The following is a 17,039-nucleotide window of genomic DNA, read 5'->3' as shown; positions in this document are numbered from 1 at the left end:
AATGCAAGTTAAGCGATTTTTCGCCGCCGATATGCGTCAGGCCATGAAACTGGTCCGTGACGAGCTGGGCGCCGATGCCGCGATCATTGGCAACCGCCGCATTGCCGGTGGTGTCGAACTGACGGCCGCGCTGGACTATAAGTTGTCCGCCCTGGCTCCGCGCGTGCCCAACGCCGAGCTGGAAGAAGAGCTGCGCAAGACCCATACGCGCATCGCCACTGCCCAGGCCGAGCTGGACCACCGCCAGGACAGCAGCGACAACAACCGCCAATTGTTTGCCGGGCAGTCGCTGACCGCCGCCGAGCCGTTGATCGAGCCGCACGTCGATGCCCCTGAGGCTGCCGCTGCCCCTGCTGCGGCGCCGGTCGACCCGCGCCTGTTCGATGCCATGCGCTCCGAGCTGTCGGGCCTGCGCGAGCTGCTGGAAGTGCAGCTCGGTTCGCTGGCCTGGAGCCAGTTGCAGGGCAGCAAGCCACAGCAGGCCAACCTCTGGCGCCGGCTGCAGCGCATCGGCCTGTCCGGGCCTATCGCCCGTGAGTTGCTCGACCTCACCGCCGAGATCGAAGAGCCACGCCAGGCCTGGCGCATGCTGCTGGCGCACCTGGCGCGGATGATCGAAATCCCCGAAATCGAACCGATCGAAGAGGGTGGGGTGATTGCCATGGTCGGCCCGGCCGGCATGGGCAAGACCACCACCCTGGCCAAGCTGGCTGCCCGCTACGTGCTCAAGTACGGCGCGCAGAACCTGGCACTGGTGAGCATGGACAGTTTTCGTATCGGCGCCCAGGAGCAGCTCAAGACCCTGGGCCGCATCCTCAACGTGCCAGTCACCTACGTCGACCCGGGCCAGTCGCTGGCTGCGGCACTGGAGCCACTGCTGCGCAAACGCGTCGTGCTGATCGATACCGCTGGCCTGCAGGCCAGCGACCCGGCACTGCGCATGCAGCTGGAAACCCTGGCCGGGCGTGGCATTGCCGCGAAGAATTACCTGGTGCTGGCTACCACCAGCCAGAAGCAGGTGCTGACCGCCGCCTACCATAGCTACAAGCGCTGTGGCCTGGCCGGTTGTATCCTGACCAAACTGGATGAAACGGCAAGCCTTGGCGATGTGCTGAGCCTTGCCATCAGTCATGAACTGCCCGTGGCCTACCTCACCGATGGCCCGCGCATTCCTGACGACCTGCATCTGCCGCGTGGCCACCAATTGGTGTCCCGTGCGGTCAATGTGCAGCAGCAGGACGAGCCCAGCGAGGAGGCCATGGCCGACATGTTCGCTGATCTCTATCACAACCCCCGGCGAGCGGGTTGACCATGAAGCGTGTGCAAAGTAGCTATGCCAAGGGGTACGCAGAATTGCCCCACGTGTGGCCTGAGTCCCAGCGAGACAAGGTAAAGAACAGACATGGGTAGCATGCATCCCGTACAGGTGATCGCCGTGACCGGTGGCAAAGGTGGCGTCGGCAAGACTAACGTTTCAGTGAACTTGTCCCTGGCGCTGGCCGAGCTTGGCCGCAGGGTCATGCTGCTGGACGCCGACCTGGGCCTGGCCAACGTCGACGTGTTGCTGGGCCTTACCCCCAAACGTACCCTGGCCGATGTCATCGAGGGACGCTGCGAGCTGCGTGACGTGATGCTGCAGGGCCCCGGCGGTGTGCGCATCGTACCGGCGGCCTCGGGCACCCAGAGCATGGTGCACCTGGCCCCGGCCCAGCATGCCGGGCTGATCCAGGCGTTCAGCGAAATCGGCGATAACCTCGACGTGCTGGTGATCGACACTGCGGCGGGGATTGGCGAGTCGGTGGTCAGCTTCGTTCGCGCCGCCCAGGAAGTGCTGCTGGTAGTCTGCGACGAGCCCACCTCGATCACCGATGCCTACGCCCTGATCAAACTGCTCAACCGCGACTACGGGATGAATCGTTTCCGTGTGCTGGCCAACATGGCGCAGAGCCCGCAGGAAGGGCGCAACCTGTTCGCCAAGCTGACCAAGGTCACCGACCGCTTCCTCGACGTTGCCCTGCAGTACGTGGGCGCCGTGCCGTACGACGAGTGTGTGCGCAAGGCGGTGCAGAAGCAGCGCGCCGTCTACGAAGCCTTCCCACGCTCCAAGTGCGCGCTGGCTTTCAAGGCGATCGCCCAGAAGGTCGACAGCTGGCCGCTGCCGGCCAATCCGCGCGGCCACCTGGAGTTCTTTGTCGAGCGTCTGGTGCAACCCACCAGCGCGGGACCCGTGCTATGAACGCCAGCGGCTTCAAGATGTACAGCCGGGCGGCGAAAGACGCCCAGTACGAGCTGATCGAACGCTACGCCCCGCTGGTGAAGCGCATTGCCTACCACCTGTTGGCGCGGTTACCGGCCAACGTGCAGGTCGAGGACCTGATCCAGGCCGGCATGATCGGCCTGCTTGAAGTGGCCAACAAATATGACGCCAGCAAAGGCGCCAGCTTTGAAACCTATGCCGGCATCCGCATCCGCGGGGCCATGCTGGACGAGGTGCGCAAGGGCGACTGGGCACCGCGTTCGGTGCACCGCAATACCCGCATGGTCAGTGACGCGATGCGTGCCGTTGAAGCCAGAACAGGCCGGGACGCTAAAGATCATGAAGTTGCTGCCGAACTCCAATTGAGTCTCGATGATTACTACGGGATCTTGAACGATACCTTGGGCAGCCGCCTGTTCAGCTTTGACGACCTGTTGCAGGACGGCGAGCACGAAGGGCTGCATGAGGATGGCGCCAGTGGCCATGTCGAACCTGCGCGTGGCCTGGAAGACGAACGCTTCCAGGCTGCCCTGACCGAGGCCATTGCCAACCTGCCGGAGCGTGAGCGCCTGGTACTGGCGCTGTACTACGACGAAGAGCTGAACCTCAAGGAAATTGGCGAGGTGCTTGGGGTCAGCGAGTCGCGGGTCAGCCAGTTGCACAGCCAGTGCGCCGCGCGCCTGCGTAGCCGCCTGGGGGAATGGCGGGCACGTTGAGCCCGGTGTCGTTGCAGTCGTTTTCCGCGTGCGTTATCCACGTTGTACCGAATTGAATGAGTGCGTGCCCGGTAGACCGGGCGCGTTTGAGACTGCTTGGAGGTCTAATTGGACAAGAACATGAAAATCCTCATCGTTGACGACTTTTCGACGATGCGGCGGATCATCAAGAACCTGTTGCGTGACCTGGGCTTCACCAACACCGACGAAGCCGACGATGGCATCACGGCGCTGCCGATGCTGCAAAGGGGCGCCTATGACTTCCTGGTGACCGACTGGAACATGCCCGGCATGTCCGGCATCGACCTGCTGCGCAAAGTGCGTGCCGACGATCAGCTGAAGACCTTGCCAGTATTGATGGTGACCGCTGAAGCCAAGCGCGACCAGATCATCGAAGCGGCCCAGGCCGGCGTCAATGGCTATGTGGTCAAGCCGTTCACCGCTCAGGTGCTCAAAGAAAAGATCGAGAAGATCTTCGAACGCGTCAACGGCTGAGTCACGTCAGGGGGCGCGCCATGGATTCATCACAAACGTCTTTGGGGGAGTTCGAATCGACCCTGAAGAAACATGCCCAGGAGTTGGTCGAAAGCCTGGAACGGGGCCGTTTTGGCGAGGCGGTACAGCTGATTCACGAGCTGAACCAGACCCGCGATCGCGGCCTGTACCAGGAAGTCGGCAAGCTGACCCGCGAGTTGCACAGCGCTATCGTCAGCTTCCAGATCGACCCGACCATCCCGCAGGCCGAGGAGGTGTCGCAGATTACCGACGCTACCGAGCGCCTGTCGTACGTGGTCAAGCTGACCGAGGGCGCGGCCAACCGCACCATGGACCTGGTCGAGGCAAGCACCCCGGTGCTCAACGACCTGGCCAGCGAAGCCAAGGCCCTGAGCACCGACTGGCAGCGCTTCATGCGCCGCGAAGTGGCTGCGCCGGAGTTCCGTGACCTGGTCAAGCGCGTCGACAGTTTCCTGACGCACAGCGCTGAAGGTAACCGCAAGGTTGCCGGGCATCTCAACGACATTCTGCTGGCTCAGGACTATCAGGACCTGACCGGCCAGGTGATCAAGCGCGTCACCAGCCTGGTGACCGAGGTGGAAAGCAACCTGCTCAAACTGGTGCTGATGGCCAGCCAGGTCGACCGCTTTGCCGGTATCCAGCATGACCACGATCAACTGCGCGCAGAAAAAGATGCAGAAAAACATCCGACTCGGGGTGAAGGTCCGCAGATTCATGCCGATAAGCGTGAAGACGTTGTGTCCGGTCAGGACGATGTCGATGATTTGCTGTCCAGCCTGGGTTTTTAAGGAGCACGTTTGATGAGCTTCGGCGCCGATGAAGAAATCCTCCAGGATTTCCTGGTAGAAGCCGGCGAAATTCTTGAGCAACTGTCCGAGCAACTGGTCGAGCTGGAAAGCCGACCTGACGATGCCGACCTGCTCAATGCGATCTTTCGCGGTTTCCACACTGTAAAAGGGGGCGCCGGCTTCCTCCAGCTGAACGAGCTGGTGGAGTGCTGCCATATCGCCGAGAACGTGTTCGACATCCTGCGCAAAGGTGAGCGCCGGGTCGATGCGGAACTGATGGACGTGGTGCTTGAAGCACTGGATACGGTCAACAGCATGTTTGGCCAGGTGCGCGAGCGCGCCGACGTAACCCCGGCCACCCCCGAGTTGCTGGCGGCCTTGTCGCGTCTGGCCGAACCCGGTGGTGCCGAGGCCGCTGAAGCGCCTGCGCCAGCGGCACCGGTAGCCGAGGCGCCGGTTGCGGCCATGGGCCCTGCCGATGAGCAGGACATCACCGACAGCGAGTTTGAACAGCTGCTCGATTCGCTCGATGCGGTCAAGGCGCAAGCCGCGGTCGATGAGCAGATGCAGGGCGAGGCTGTCAGTGGTGCAGGTGACGAAATCACCGACGCCGAGTTCGAGTCGCTGCTCGACCAGCTGCACGGCAAAGGCCAGTTCAGTGTCGAAGCTGCGGTACAGCCGGTTGCCGCACCCGCAGAAGCGGTAAGCGACGAAATTACCGACGAAGAATTCGAATCGCTGCTCGACCAGTTGCATGGCAAGGGAACGTTCCAGGCTGATGCCTTGCCTGCCGTCAAAGCACCGGCGCCAGTCGCGGTTGACAACAGCGCCGCTGGCGACGAAATCAGCGAGCACGAGTTCGAGGCCCTGCTGGACCAGTTGCACGGCAAGGGCAAGTTTGGTGGTGACGTTGCTGCGGTCGAGGCCCCGGTTGTCGCCAAGGCGCAAGCGCCTGCCCAGGCCTTGGCCGACAGCCAGCCGGTGGCCAAACCAGCCGTTGCTGCGCCGGCGCCTGCGGCCGCCAGCAAGCCTGCGCCGGCCCCCCGTGCGCCGGCGCAGGCTGCCGAGAAGCATGCCGTCAGCGAAGCGGAAACCACCGTTCGCGTCGACACCGCGCGCCTGGACGAGATCATGAACATGGTCGGCGAACTGGTGCTGGTGCGTAACCGCCTGGTGCGCCTGGGCCTGAACAGCGGCGACGAGGCCATGTCCAAGGCCGTGTCCAACCTCGACGTGGTCACTGCCGACCTGCAGACGGCGGTGATGAAAACCCGCATGCAGCCGATCAAGAAAGTGTTCGGCCGCTTCCCACGGCTGGTACGCGACCTTGCCCGCCAGCTGAAAAAAGAGATCAACCTGGAGCTGGTCGGCGAAGAAACCGACCTGGACAAGAACCTGGTCGAGGCCTTGGCCGACCCGTTGGTGCACCTGGTGCGCAACGCCGTCGACCATGGTGTCGAGATGCCCGACGAGCGTGAAGCTTCGGGCAAGGCCCGCACCGGACGCGTGGTGCTGTCGGCCGAACAGGAAGGTGACCACATCCTGTTGTCGATCTCTGACGACGGCAAGGGCATGGACCCGAACATCCTGCGCGCCAAGGCCGTGGAAAAAGGCCTGATGGACAAGGATGCCGCTGAGCGCCTGAGCGAGTCGGACTGCTACAACCTGATCTTCGCCCCGGGCTTCTCGACCAAGACCGAGATTTCCGATGTGTCTGGCCGTGGTGTGGGCATGGACGTGGTGAAAACCAAGATTTCCCAGCTCAACGGTTCGATCAACATCTACTCGGCCAAGGGCCAGGGCTCGAAGATCGTCATCAAGGTACCGCTGACCCTGGCGATCATGCCCACCCTGATGGTGATGCTGGGCAACCAGGCGTTCGCCTTCCCGCTGGTCAACGTCAACGAGATCTTCCACCTCGACCTGTCGCGCACCAACGTGGTCGACGGCCAGGAAGTGGTGATCGTGCGCGACAAGGCGCTGCCGCTGTTCTACCTCAAGCGCTGGCTGGTACAGGGCCAGGTGCACGAAGAGCAGCACGAGGGTCATGTGGTGATCCTGTCGGTCGGCACGCAACGCATCGGCTTTGTCGTCGATCAACTGGTTGGCCAGGAAGAAGTGGTAATCAAGCCGCTGGGCAAGATGCTGCAGGGCACCCCGGGCATGTCCGGGGCCACCATCACCGGTGACGGTCGCATTGCGTTGATTCTCGACGTCCCGAGCATGCTCAAGCGTTACGCCGCGCGGCGTATTTGATTTCGGTGGCGCACCCTGGCGGGTGGCGCCGCCTAATGGAGTGTTTATGGCAGTCAAGGTCCTGGTGGTGGATGATTCCGGTTTCTTCCGCCGCCGTGTCTCGGAAATCCTCTCTGCGGATCCGACGATCCAGGTAGTAGGTACCGCGACCAATGGCAAGGAAGCAATCGACCAGGCGCTGGCGCTCAAGCCCGATGTCATCACCATGGACTACGAAATGCCCATGATGGACGGCATCACCGCGGTGCGGCACATCATGCAGCGCTGCCCGACGCCGGTATTGATGTTCTCCTCGCTGACCCACGAAGGCGCTCGCGTCACCCTCGACGCGCTGGATGCTGGCGCGGTGGATTACCTGCCGAAAAACTTTGAGGACATCTCGCGCAACCCCGACAAGGTCAAGCAGATGCTGTGCGAGAAGGTGCATACCATTTCGCGCAGCAACCGCCGCCTCGGCAGCTATGCCAGGCCGGCGCCGGTCGCCGCCCCTGTGCCCGCCAGCAGCCCTGCGCCGGCCAGCAGCTTCGCAAGCCCGGCGCCGGCCCGCCCTGCGGCGACTGCCCGTGCAGCGGCCCCGGCGGCGTCGCACTCGCCAGCCCCCAAGCGCAAACCTTACAAGCTGGTGGCCATCGGCACCTCCACGGGCGGCCCGGTGGCCCTGCAGCGGGTATTGACCCAGCTGCCGGCCAACTTCCCGGCGCCGATCGTGCTGATCCAGCACATGCCGGCGGCGTTCACCAAGGCCTTTGCCGAGCGCCTGGACAAGCTGTGCCGCATCAACGTGAAGGAAGCCGAGGACGGTGACATGCTGCGCCCAGGCCTGGCCCTGCTGGCCCCCGGCGGCAAGCAGATGATGATCGACGGCCGTGGCACGGTGAAGATCCTGCCCGGTGACGAGCGCCTGAACTACAAGCCGTGCGTGGACATCACCTTCGGCTCGGCAGCCAAGTCGTACGGTGACAAGGTGCTGTCGGTGGTGCTCACCGGCATGGGCGCCGATGGCCGCGAAGGTGCGCGCCTGCTCAAGCAGGGCGGCAGCACCGTGTGGGCCCAGGATGAAGCCAGCTGCGTGATCTATGGCATGCCCATGGCTATCGTCAAAGCCAACCTGGCGGACGCGGTGTACAGCCTGGACGAAATCGGCAAGCACCTGGTGGAGGCCTGCGTCTGATGGACGTCCTCAGCCTGATCGGCCTGATTCTCGCCTTTGTCGCCATCGTCGGTGGCAACTTCCTCGAAGGCGGCCATGTCGGCGCTCTGGTCAACGGCCCGGCGGCGCTGATCGTGCTGGGTGGCACCCTGGCGGCTGCCTTGTTGCAGTCGCCGCTGTCCTCCTTCAAGCGCGCCTTGCAGATCTTGCGCTGGATCCTGTTTCCGCCGCGGGTCGACCTGGCGGGTGGCATCGACCGCGTGGTGAACTGGAGCCTGACCGCGCGCAAGGAAGGCCTGCTGGGCCTGGAAGGCGTGGCCGATGCCGAGCCAGACCCGTATGCGCGCAAGGGCCTGCAGTTGCTGGTGGACGGCGCCGAGCCAGAAGCCATCCGCAGCATCCTTGAAGTCGACTTCCTGACCCAGGAAAGCCGTGACATCCAGGCGGCCAAGGTGTTCGAGAGCATGGGCGGCTATGCGCCGACCATCGGCATCATTGGTGCGGTAATGGGCCTGATCCACGTGATGGGCAACCTGGCCGACCCCTCGCAGCTGGGCAACGGCATCGCCGTGGCCTTCGTTGCCACCATCTACGGCGTGGCCAGCGCCAACCTGATCCTGCTGCCGGTCGCCAACAAGCTCAAGGCCAACGTCATGCGCCAGTCGCGCTACCGCGAGATGCTGCTTGAAGGCTTGTTGTCGATTGCCGAGGGTGAAAACCCGCGCTCGATCGAGTTGAAGCTGCAAGGCTTCATGGAGTAACCCATGCGTCGCCGTCGTCATACCGAGGAACACGAAAACCACGAACGCTGGCTGGTGTCGTACGCCGACTTCATCACCTTGCTGTTCGCCTTTTTCGTGGTGATGTACTCGATTTCCTCGATCAACGAGGGCAAGTACAAGGTTATTTCCCAGGCCTTGCTCGGGGTGTTCAACGACCCTGAGCGCAGCATGAAACCGATCCCCATCGGCGATGAGCAGCCGTTGAGTGTGCGTCCGGCAGAGCCGCTGGTCAAAGACAGCGAGCAGACCGAAGCGGGCCTGGCAGCGACCAATGTCGACCCGCTGAAAACCATCAGCGATGATGTGCGCGATGCCTTTGGCGACCTGATCAACAGCAACCAGATGACTGTGCGCGGCAACGAGTTGTGGATCGAGATCGAGCTGAATTCGTCGCTACTGTTCGGCAGTGGCGATGCCATGCCCAGCGACAAGGCATTTGCCATCATCGAAAAGGTGGCCAACATCCTCAAGCCGTTCGCCAACCCGGTGCATGTCGAAGGCTTTACCGACAACCTGCCGATCCGCACGGCGCAGTACCCGACCAACTGGGAGCTGTCGTCGGCGCGGGCGGCGAGTATCGTACGCCTGCTGGCCATGGAAGGGGTCAACCCGGCGCGCATGGCCTCGGTGGGTTACGGCGAGTACCAGCCGGTAGCCGGCAATGACACCGCCGAAGGCCGCGCACGTAACCGCCGGGTGGTACTGGTGATTTCGCGTAATCTGGAAGTGCGCCGCAGCCTGACCGGCTCGGGCAGTGCCCATGCCACGCCGGATGCCGCGTTGCGCCGGGCTGGCACACAAAGTGCACCTGCAACGCCAGCAACGGTGGCGGGGCAGTGATCCGTCAATTCCCCGTCGCTGCATTGTATTGAAAGTGACTCCGTCCCCTGTGGGAGCGGGCATGCCCGCGAAGTAGACGACGCGGTGGATGACACCGGCTGCGCCGGTGTTCGCGGCGGTTCGACGCTTCGATGAGCCCGCTCCCCCCAGGGATCGTGCCGGATCTTGGATAGTAGTTTCTACAGTGTCCCTGCCAAATCAATAGATAGAGTTTGCTTGATGAGAGTCTGGGCAGTAGCCAATCAAAAAGGTGGCGTCGGCAAGACCACCACCACCATCGCCCTGGCTGGCCTGCTGGCTGAGGCAGGCAAGCGCGTGGTCGTTGTCGACCTCGATCCGCACGGTTCGATGACCAGCTATTTCGGGCACAACCCCGATGCGCTGGAGCACAGCTGCTACGACCTGTTCCTGCACAAGGGCGCAGTGCCAGACGGCCTGCCCGGGCAGTTGCTGCTGCCCACCAGCGACGAGCGCATTTCGCTGTTGCCGTCGAGCACCGCACTGGCCGTGCTGGAGCGTCAGTCGCCGGGGCAGAATGGCCTGGGCCTGGTGATCGCCAAGAGTCTGGCGCAGCTGTGGCAGGATTTCGACTATGCCGTGATCGACAGCCCACCCTTGCTGGGCGTGTTGATGGTCAATGCCCTGGCGGCCAGCCAGCAGTTGGTGATTCCGGTGCAGACCGAGTTTTTGGCGGTGAAGGGCCTGGAACGCATGGTCGGCACCCTGGCCATGATCAACCGCTCGCGCAAGCAGGCGCTGCCGTACCAGATCGTGCCAACGCTGTTCGACCGCCGCACCCAGGCCTCCCTGGGCACACTCAAGCTACTGCGTGACACCTACGGCCAACAGGTTTGGCAGGGCTATATTCCGGTGGATACGCGCCTGCGCGATGCCAGCCGCAAGGGCGTCACGCCCTCGCAGTTCGACAGCAAGAGCCGCGGGTTGATTGCTTACCGGGCGCTGCTCAAGCACCTGCTGACCTACAAGACTGCAGTGCAGGTGGCCTGATGACCCAGACCCGACACACCAGCACCCGGCCGCAGATGGCCTTGCAGTCGTACCTCGATGGCCTGCTGCAGGAAGCCACCGAGGCCGAAGACCTGTTTGAGCCGCCAGCCGCGCAGGACGCGTTCGCCGAGGCGGTGCGTGAGGAACAGGCACGTGATGCCCGTCAGCTGGCCCGACCGGTACCCGCCGAAGCCCCTGCCAGCCTTGCCCCGCGGCCGTTTGCCGAACCCAGGCTGGCGGTGCTGCCCAGCGTCGTGCCAGTAGAGGCGCCGGTGGTGACGGTGGTCGAGCAGGAGGTGCTCGCCGAGGCCGCCATTCCGGTGCTGGTCGAAGAACAAACCGTGGAACCCGCAGTGCCGCTGGTCGACGTGCACCTGCCAGCGCCCAATCTCCCGGTGCCCCCGGCGACCGTCGACGGCCGCCCGGTGTGGGCGGCGGAGCCGTTCGAGTGCCTGCTGTTCGATGTCGCCGGCCTGACCCTGGCGGTGCCGTTGGTGTGCCTGGGCTCGATCTACAACCTGGCCGGCCAGGAGCTGACGCCGCTGTTCGGCCAGCCTGACTGGTTCCTGGGTATTTTGACCTGCCAGGCCGGCAACCTGAAGGTGCTGGACACCGCGCGTTGGGTAATGCCCGACCGCTACCGCGACGATTTTCGTCAAGGCCTGAATTACGTGATTTCCGTGCAAGGCTACGAATGGGGGCTGGCCGTGCATCAGGTCAGCCGCTCGTTGCGCCTGGACCCGTCCGAGATCAAATGGCGTAGCCAACGCGGCCAGCGCCCGTGGTTGGCCGGCACGGTGATTGAACACATGTGTGCACTGCTCGACGTCGCCGCACTGGCCGAGCTGATCGCCAGCGGCGCGGTCAAGCAGATGCACGCCAAACAGAAATGACACAGAACACAACCGCCAAACAGCGGATTTTGAGGGTAGGGGAATGAAAAAGTCGTCTGCACAAGGTTCCGAAGATCCGATCCTGCAGTGGGTTACCTTCCGTCTGGACAACGAGTCCTACGGCATCAACGTGATGCAGGTACAGGAAGTGCTGCGCTACACCGAGATCGCCCCGGTACCGGGCGCTCCAAGCTACGTGCTGGGCATCATCAACCTGCGCGGCAATGTGGTGACCGTGATCGACACCCGTCAGCGTTTTGGCCTGATGCCGACTGAGGTCACCGACAACACCCGTATCGTCATCATCGAAGCCGACAAGCAAGTGGTCGGCATTCTGGTCGACAGCGTGGCCGAAGTGGTTTACCTGCGCCAGTCCGAAATCGAAACCGCACCGAACGTGGGTAACGAAGAGTCGGCCAAGTTCATCCAGGGCGTGTGCAACAAGAATGGCGAACTGCTGATCCTGGTCGAGCTGGACAAGATGATGACCGAGGAAGAGTGGTCCGAGCTGGAGAATATCTGAGTTGATCCTACAGGTTGCTGTCATCTTCCTGGCGCTGGTCTGGGCGCTGAGCCTGTGGTTCTTCCTCAACTACAGCAAGCGCCAGCGCGAGCTGGCTGCGCAGCAAGCCGAGGGCGATGCGCTGCGTGACCAGCGCATCAAGGACCTGGCCAAGCGCCTGGACGACTACCAGAACGGTACCGTGCGCATGGGCGAGGCGCTGCACGAACTGAGCGTTACGATGGCTCCGCTGCCTGACAGGCTCCAGCAGTTGGAGCAGCGCGACCCCAACAACGTCACTTTCTCCCAGGCGGCCAAGCTGGTTGGCATGGGCGCCAGCGTGGCCGAGCTGACCGAAAGCTGCGGCCTTACCCAGGCCGAGGCAGAGCTGATGAGCAAGCTGCACCGCAGCGGCTGACCTGGGTTACAGGCCTGCCTGGGCGCACCGGAGCAGGGGCTGATCCTGTATCGCGCTGCGGGTCAGGTAACTCAGGACGCCGACCTCAGGGTTTGCCCCAAGAGTGGTAGTTGCCGATGGTTGCCACGCTACCCAGTGCCTGGTCGTTGTTGCGCGCCTGGGCAATGGGGAAGGCCAGGTTTTCCGTGAGGGCGCGATAAGTGGTCTGCGGAATCGACTCCAGCTTGCTTAGTTGCCGCAGGAACTGCAGCCTGGGTAGATGCCGAGCAACTACATCGTTGAGCAAGCCAGGCCCGGTCATCCTGCTCAATTCCTTGGCGTAGGCTGCGTAACCGTGGGTGCCTGCCAGTGGCCTGATGTCGTAGAACGATAGATTGCTGCGGTAGCGTGCATCCATCTCTGCAGAAATTGCGCGCAGGGTCGGGTTGTTGGCATGGCTGCCGATCATGTTGCTGTTGTAGTCACAATGCATGCCCAGCAGCTCGTTGTTCACCGGGCTGCCGAGGACCAGGCCATCAGGCGTGGTTTTCAAGGCTACCGAGCTGATCATGGCGAAGCTGTCGGGGTTGTCTTCGAAGCTGCGCAGCGTGTCGTCGACGTCCATGTAGATTCCGCCCTCCGAATGGAGTAACGGGTAGCGCAGTACGTCGGAGGCAGACGCGAAGTTTGCCCCGTTACTGTCCAGTGCCTGGCGGTACTGATGGTAGTAGTCAGTTTGCTCGAAGGCCGCGTAGAAGGGCTGCTCTTCCAGGGTTTTGATCTGAACGTTCGAAGCAGCGGTCAACTTTGCGCGGTTTTTCATGAAGGCTTTAGGGTTGGACTTCGACAGGTAGAACTCATAGGTAAAGCCTGTACCCTCAAGGCGTTTGGCATTGCTCGCGATGTTCTCCACCAGCTCATCGGGGATGCTCTTCCCGCCGACCCAGATGCTGAGGATTTTCTTGGGCAGTGGGGTTACTTCCGAGCTGTTGACCACAGGCACACTGAGCGGCAGTTGCAGGTCGACGTCCAGATTACGTAGCGTGTACATGCGCATTGCATCGCTGGCGCCACGCGTGGCCGGGTTGACCTGATACAGATCGCGCGTGCCCGCGTGTACCTGATAGTAATTCGGCAGGACTTCGTTGGCATCCTCCTGGAGGATGAAGGCATCGTTTTCAGTGTCATACAGTACCTGGACTTCGTTGCCGTCCTTGAGCGCCAGCAGCGGGTTGGTACCCGTTGCCCGATTCAAGGGTCCCCTGGCAATCCGCGTGGCTTCCACAGGTGGCTCGGCTGGCACGAAAAAATCTGCCAGTATTTCTTCAGGTAGCCGGGGAGGGCTGTTGGGGCTCAGGGGGTAGCCCCATTGATCGTTAAGACGCGTGGGCAGGACGAAGCGCGAGCTTTTGCCTGGGAACAGCATTCGCAGGTCGTCTGCAGGGAGCAAGGCCAGTGGGGCGGCATTAAGCAGGCCGAAGGCGATGTTGCTCACACCAGCGTCCTTGTCTGCAAGGGTCTTGCCGTTGATCGCCTGATCGAGCCCCAGGCCAAATTGCGCGACACCGCCGGCTGCCAGCAGCGGGATCAGCTCGGGAACCACCAGCGCCAGTGGTGCCAGCAGGTTGATCGACGCCACCAGGTAGCCGCGCCAGCGAGCCTTGGTCACCTGCGCATCGCTGGTGATGATGAAATCGGCATCGGCATAGCTGCGCTCGCGCTGGCGTTGGGTGAGGGCTGTGAACAGATCACCTGCGAACAACGGGCTGTAGTGGCCGGCCTTGTAGTTGATGTACTCGCGGGGGGGCCAGGGGCCGTCGACGGTGAAGCCTGCGCGGTTGGGCGATCGGTGGTGAAAACCGGGGTAGGCGCCAAGGCCCGCCAGCGCGGTATCCAGCCCACTGAAGTCCAGGCCATCGGGGGTGTCGGCCAGTTTGAAGTACTGGCGCAGGCGCAGGCGTTTTTCGTCGTCGCGGCACTGTTCGGCGAACCAGTCTTGCATGGCAGCCATACCGTCGAACTCATGCAAGGGCGATGCATTGCCTGGCAGGTACAGCAGTACTTTTGGCTGTGCCTCGTCTGTGATGCAGATCAGGTCGGTGGCTGCGTAGCCGTAAACGTTCAAAGGCCTTGCCTGCAAACCGGGTGCTTTTGCCATCAGCCCCGCCACTTGCCAGGCCATCTGGCGGCCTGCATCGCTCAACGAGCCTTCCTGGACCTGCTTGTTGCAGGCGGCCATGAAGCTGATCTGCATTGACTGCCGGTGGGTTTGTTCAGCCTGTTGCCAGTAATTGTCGAGCATGCCGACGAAGCGGGTGTGAAAGTCCAGGTCCCAGATGAATTGCTGCATGGCCTCGACGTCGACCGCCAGGTGTGTACTGCTGTCGTAGCGGGCCGGGGTCGTGCGTGGGAACAGGCCGTTGAACACCGAGAAACGGGCGCTGTTGTCAAACACCCCAGGTTCGGGCAGGCGCTCGACGATAGTCAGCGGGCCATCTGGCAACGTGCCTGCCCAGTGGCCAGGGAGCAACTGGCCGATCAGGTTCTTGGCTGTTTCACCCTGCCAGTCTGAAAGCGTCGCTTGGGTAAGTGAAAGGCGCTGGACGATGACTGCCTGATTGCCACGGTAGTGCAGGGTGACTACGTCGGTCTGGTCGGGGTCAAGGTCATGGCCCTGCTGCGTCAGCCATTGGTGGATCGCACGGCTGGCTTCGCGGTCAGGGCGGGGGATATGGCTCAGGTGGTTGCGAACGTACTGCACGGCGGCGGCGTTGATGCGGCTTGTGGACATGGTGTTCACCTTGCTCATTGACAGGAATGGCAAGGCTGAACGGCTGACGCCGACGGCGGTGGTAGATAACTACCGGTGGTTTGCCGGCGGCAGCAGTGCGGTGACCGGAGTGATGTCGCGCGGCGCCTCGGCTTCGTCGCTGAAACCGGCGGGCACCTTGCCCCGCAGTTGCCAGGCGAAGGCAATGATCTCGGCAATGGTCAGGTACAGTGCCTCCGGGATCTGCTCGCCCAGTTCCAGGCGTGCCAGCAGGCGCACCAGTTCGGCGTTTTCGTAGATCGGCACGTCATGCTCGCGGGCCAGGGCCAGGATGGCCTCGGCCAGCGCATCGTCACCTTTGGCGGTGAGGGTTGGGGCCTGCTGGCCGTCGTAGGTCAGGGCAATGGCCTGGCGGAGTGGTTTCTGTGTCATGCGTTTTCGTCTACCCAGCGTTGCTCAACCCGTGTGCGCGGGCCTTGAGGGGGGATGCCCGGGTGGCATTCCAGGTCGCCAACCTCCAGACCCCGCTCCAGCAGGCGCTGGCGCAAGGCACCGAGCTGGCTGTCGATCAGCTTTGCGGTTTGTTCGCGCTCTGCCCACAGGTGCCCGCTCAGGCGGCCTTGGCTGAACTGCGCCTGTACTTGCAGTGGGCCGAGAGGTGAAAGGTCGAAGGCCAGTTCGATGCGCCACAGGGCTTGCAGAGGGTCCTGTGCTTCGGGTTGGCGGTCTGCCTGCTGTTGCGGGGTTTCTTCACGCTGCAGTTTGACCTGCAATGGGATGAACTCCTGGCCGTGGCGGATCGGCACTTCAGTTTGCCAGGTGGTCTGCAGATTGCCGTTTTCCAGCGTGCCGGTTTGTTGCAGGCTGCTCATGGCATGGCTTTGCAGGCGCGAGATGGCCGCAGCGGCCAGGCGCAGCAGTTGTTGCAGGTCGCCTTCGTCTTCCATGGCCTTGAGCAGGCGCGAGGGCAGGGGGAACGCCCCTGGCTGCGGCTTGGGGCTGACCCGTTCGAGCATGCCCAGCGCGCTGCGGGCCAGCGCCGGCATGGTCACGGCCAGGCTGGCGGGCGCGAGGTTGGGCGTGCCGGGTGCGTTGGCCGGGGCCTGAGTGATCAGGCGCAGCAGGTGGGCCTTCAGGTCTGTGGCCACGCTGGCAGGAAAGCCGCCCAGCAGTTTCGCTTCAAGGAAAGTGCCGCTGTTGTTCAGGGCCTGGGCCACGGCCTTGGCGTCGCCCAGCTGGCGGGCGTCTGGCAGGCCGGCCAGCAGGCGCTCGGCGCTGGCACGCAGGTCGCCATCGACGCCCGGGTCGCGGGTGAGCTGTTGCAGGGCGTTGAGCAGGCCGGGCAGCGAGGCCTGGCGGTTTTGCTGGGTCAGCAGTTGCTGGGCAATGCTGAGCTGGTCCTGCCTGCCGCTAAGCGGGACAAAGCGCAGCGACTGGTCGCCCTGCACCAGTGCGCTGAGCAGGCTGCCAATGGCCAGCGGGCGCGGGCTGTCGATGCTAAGGGTGGAGCCGGCCTGGGCAGTGTTGAGCAGGCTGACCAGCGCCCGGTAGCTCGCCGGTTGCCCAGGCGCCTGGGCCAATGCCTGGTTGGTCAGGACCTTGCCTTGCAGCAGCGTGCCGACGGGCACTTTGCTGGTATCCAGGCGAGTGAGGGTGGCGATCTGGCTGGCGTTGGCCTGCTGCAGCATGATTGCCAGGCGGTTGCTTTCGGTCTGGCTGACAGTGACCTGGCTGCCTTGGGGCAAGGGCTGGCTGGCGCTGGCTTGCAGTTGGGTCTGTACGCCGTTGGCCTGTATCAACCGCAGCACCAGCTGGAAGTCCTGGCCCGTCTGGCGCAACGACACGACCTCGGCCTGTGCGGTCTCGCCGGGTGCCAGCAGGCCGGGCTGCGCCTGGATCAGGCGCAGCAGTTCGCCGGTCATGCCCGCCTTCATGGCTTGGCTGTTGATCGCGGTTTGTGCGCCGAGACTATTGATTTCAGTCATGATTGTATACAACCTGTCGGACCCGGCCTCTTGGCAGCGCGGTGGCGCGTGTAATAATGCCGACCGCCCGTGGTTGCCAGTATAACGGCAGCGCGCGGGGCGACTTGAGACACAAGGGTTCTGGAGCGGCGTCGCCTGCTTCGCGGGCAAGCCCGCGAAACAGGCGACGCCGGCCCGAA

At 63.2% G+C, this 17,039-nt stretch carries 16 protein-coding genes; 13 read left to right on the top strand and 3 right to left on the bottom strand.

The genetic code is table 11. The annotated features are described in order from the left end of the window. The first annotated feature begins 1 nt into the window (after position 1). From flhF to MRBLPB4O_RS20245, 13 genes are all read left to right on the top strand, one after another. Complete coding sequence (gene flhF, locus MRBLPB4O_RS20305) at positions 2-1,309, top strand: flagellar biosynthesis protein FlhF (RefSeq protein WP_059394800.1); 1,308 nt, start codon at positions 2-4, stop codon at positions 1,307-1,309. A gap of 93 nt (positions 1,310-1,402) precedes the next feature. Next, positions 1,403-2,236, top strand: a complete 834-nt coding sequence (fleN, locus tag MRBLPB4O_RS20300) for a flagellar synthesis regulator FleN (protein ID WP_012273492.1) — start codon at positions 1,403-1,405, stop codon at positions 2,234-2,236. Beyond that, positions 2,233-2,973, top strand: a complete 741-nt coding sequence (gene fliA / locus MRBLPB4O_RS20295; RefSeq protein WP_019472908.1) for an RNA polymerase sigma factor FliA — start codon at positions 2,233-2,235, stop codon at positions 2,971-2,973. Before fleN ends, fliA begins: the two co-directional genes overlap by 4 nt. A 120-nt stretch (positions 2,974-3,093) precedes the next feature. Then, positions 3,094-3,468 (top strand): chemotaxis response regulator CheY, encoded by a 375-nt coding sequence (locus MRBLPB4O_RS20290; protein WP_162489843.1) that lies wholly within the window; start codon positions 3,094-3,096, stop codon positions 3,466-3,468. Between the two features lie 20 nt (positions 3,469-3,488). Then, entirely contained in the window at positions 3,489-4,277 is a 789-nt protein-coding gene (locus tag MRBLPB4O_RS20285) for a protein phosphatase CheZ (RefSeq protein ID WP_016498567.1), read from the top strand. Positions 4,278-4,289: 12 nt separating this feature from the next. Further along, a complete protein-coding gene (locus tag MRBLPB4O_RS20280) occupies positions 4,290-6,533 on the top strand; it encodes a chemotaxis protein CheA (protein ID WP_341796416.1) in 2,244 nt (747 codons plus the stop codon). Between the two features lie 46 nt (positions 6,534-6,579). Continuing rightward, on the top strand, positions 6,580-7,704 hold the full coding sequence (locus tag MRBLPB4O_RS20275; RefSeq protein WP_063423083.1) for a chemotaxis response regulator protein-glutamate methylesterase: 1,125 nt from the start codon (positions 6,580-6,582) through the stop codon (positions 7,702-7,704). Continuing rightward, a complete protein-coding gene (locus tag MRBLPB4O_RS20270; protein WP_043197155.1) occupies positions 7,704-8,444 on the top strand; it encodes a flagellar motor protein in 741 nt (246 codons plus the stop codon). The genes MRBLPB4O_RS20275 and MRBLPB4O_RS20270 overlap by 1 nt, the downstream gene beginning before the upstream one ends. A 3-nt stretch (positions 8,445-8,447) precedes the next feature. Next, on the top strand, positions 8,448-9,305 hold the full coding sequence (gene motD / locus MRBLPB4O_RS20265; protein WP_063423084.1) for a flagellar motor protein MotD: 858 nt from the start codon (positions 8,448-8,450) through the stop codon (positions 9,303-9,305). Between the two features lie 219 nt (positions 9,306-9,524). Beyond that, positions 9,525-10,313, top strand: a complete 789-nt coding sequence (locus MRBLPB4O_RS20260) for a ParA family protein (RefSeq protein WP_016488407.1) — start codon at positions 9,525-9,527, stop codon at positions 10,311-10,313. Beyond that, positions 10,313-11,206 (top strand): chemotaxis protein CheW, encoded by an 894-nt coding sequence (locus MRBLPB4O_RS20255; RefSeq protein WP_341796415.1) that lies wholly within the window; start codon positions 10,313-10,315, stop codon positions 11,204-11,206. Before MRBLPB4O_RS20260 ends, MRBLPB4O_RS20255 begins: the two co-directional genes overlap by 1 nt. A 43-nt stretch (positions 11,207-11,249) precedes the next feature. Beyond that, on the top strand, positions 11,250-11,729 hold the full coding sequence (locus MRBLPB4O_RS20250; RefSeq protein ID WP_003254393.1) for a chemotaxis protein CheW: 480 nt from the start codon (positions 11,250-11,252) through the stop codon (positions 11,727-11,729). Position 11,730: 1 nt separating this feature from the next. Beyond that, positions 11,731-12,126 (top strand): DUF2802 domain-containing protein, encoded by a 396-nt coding sequence (locus tag MRBLPB4O_RS20245; RefSeq protein ID WP_016498573.1) that lies wholly within the window; start codon positions 11,731-11,733, stop codon positions 12,124-12,126. 85 nt (positions 12,127-12,211) lie between these two features. On the opposite strand, the gene MRBLPB4O_RS20240 is transcribed toward MRBLPB4O_RS20245, so the two are convergent. From MRBLPB4O_RS20240 to MRBLPB4O_RS20230, 3 genes are all read right to left on the bottom strand, one after another. Beyond that, entirely contained in the window at positions 12,212-14,896 is a 2,685-nt protein-coding gene (locus MRBLPB4O_RS20240; protein WP_341796414.1) for a DUF6543 domain-containing protein, read from the bottom strand. Positions 14,897-14,965: 69 nt separating this feature from the next. Next, a complete protein-coding gene (locus MRBLPB4O_RS20235; protein WP_341796413.1) occupies positions 14,966-15,307 on the bottom strand; it encodes an EscU/YscU/HrcU family type III secretion system export apparatus switch protein in 342 nt (113 codons plus the stop codon). Continuing rightward, on the bottom strand, positions 15,304-16,860 hold the full coding sequence (locus MRBLPB4O_RS20230) for a flagellar hook-length control protein FliK (RefSeq protein ID WP_341796412.1): 1,557 nt from the start codon (positions 16,858-16,860) through the stop codon (positions 15,304-15,306). Before MRBLPB4O_RS20230 ends, MRBLPB4O_RS20235 begins: the two co-directional genes overlap by 4 nt. Positions 16,861-17,039: the final 179 nt, after the last annotated feature.

Origin of the sequence: Pseudomonas sp. LPB4.O (assembly GCF_038383825.1) — a bacterium.
GTDB lineage: Bacteria > Pseudomonadota > Gammaproteobacteria > Pseudomonadales > Pseudomonadaceae > Aquipseudomonas > Aquipseudomonas putida.
This window is presented reverse-complemented; position numbering and strand designations above follow the sequence as displayed.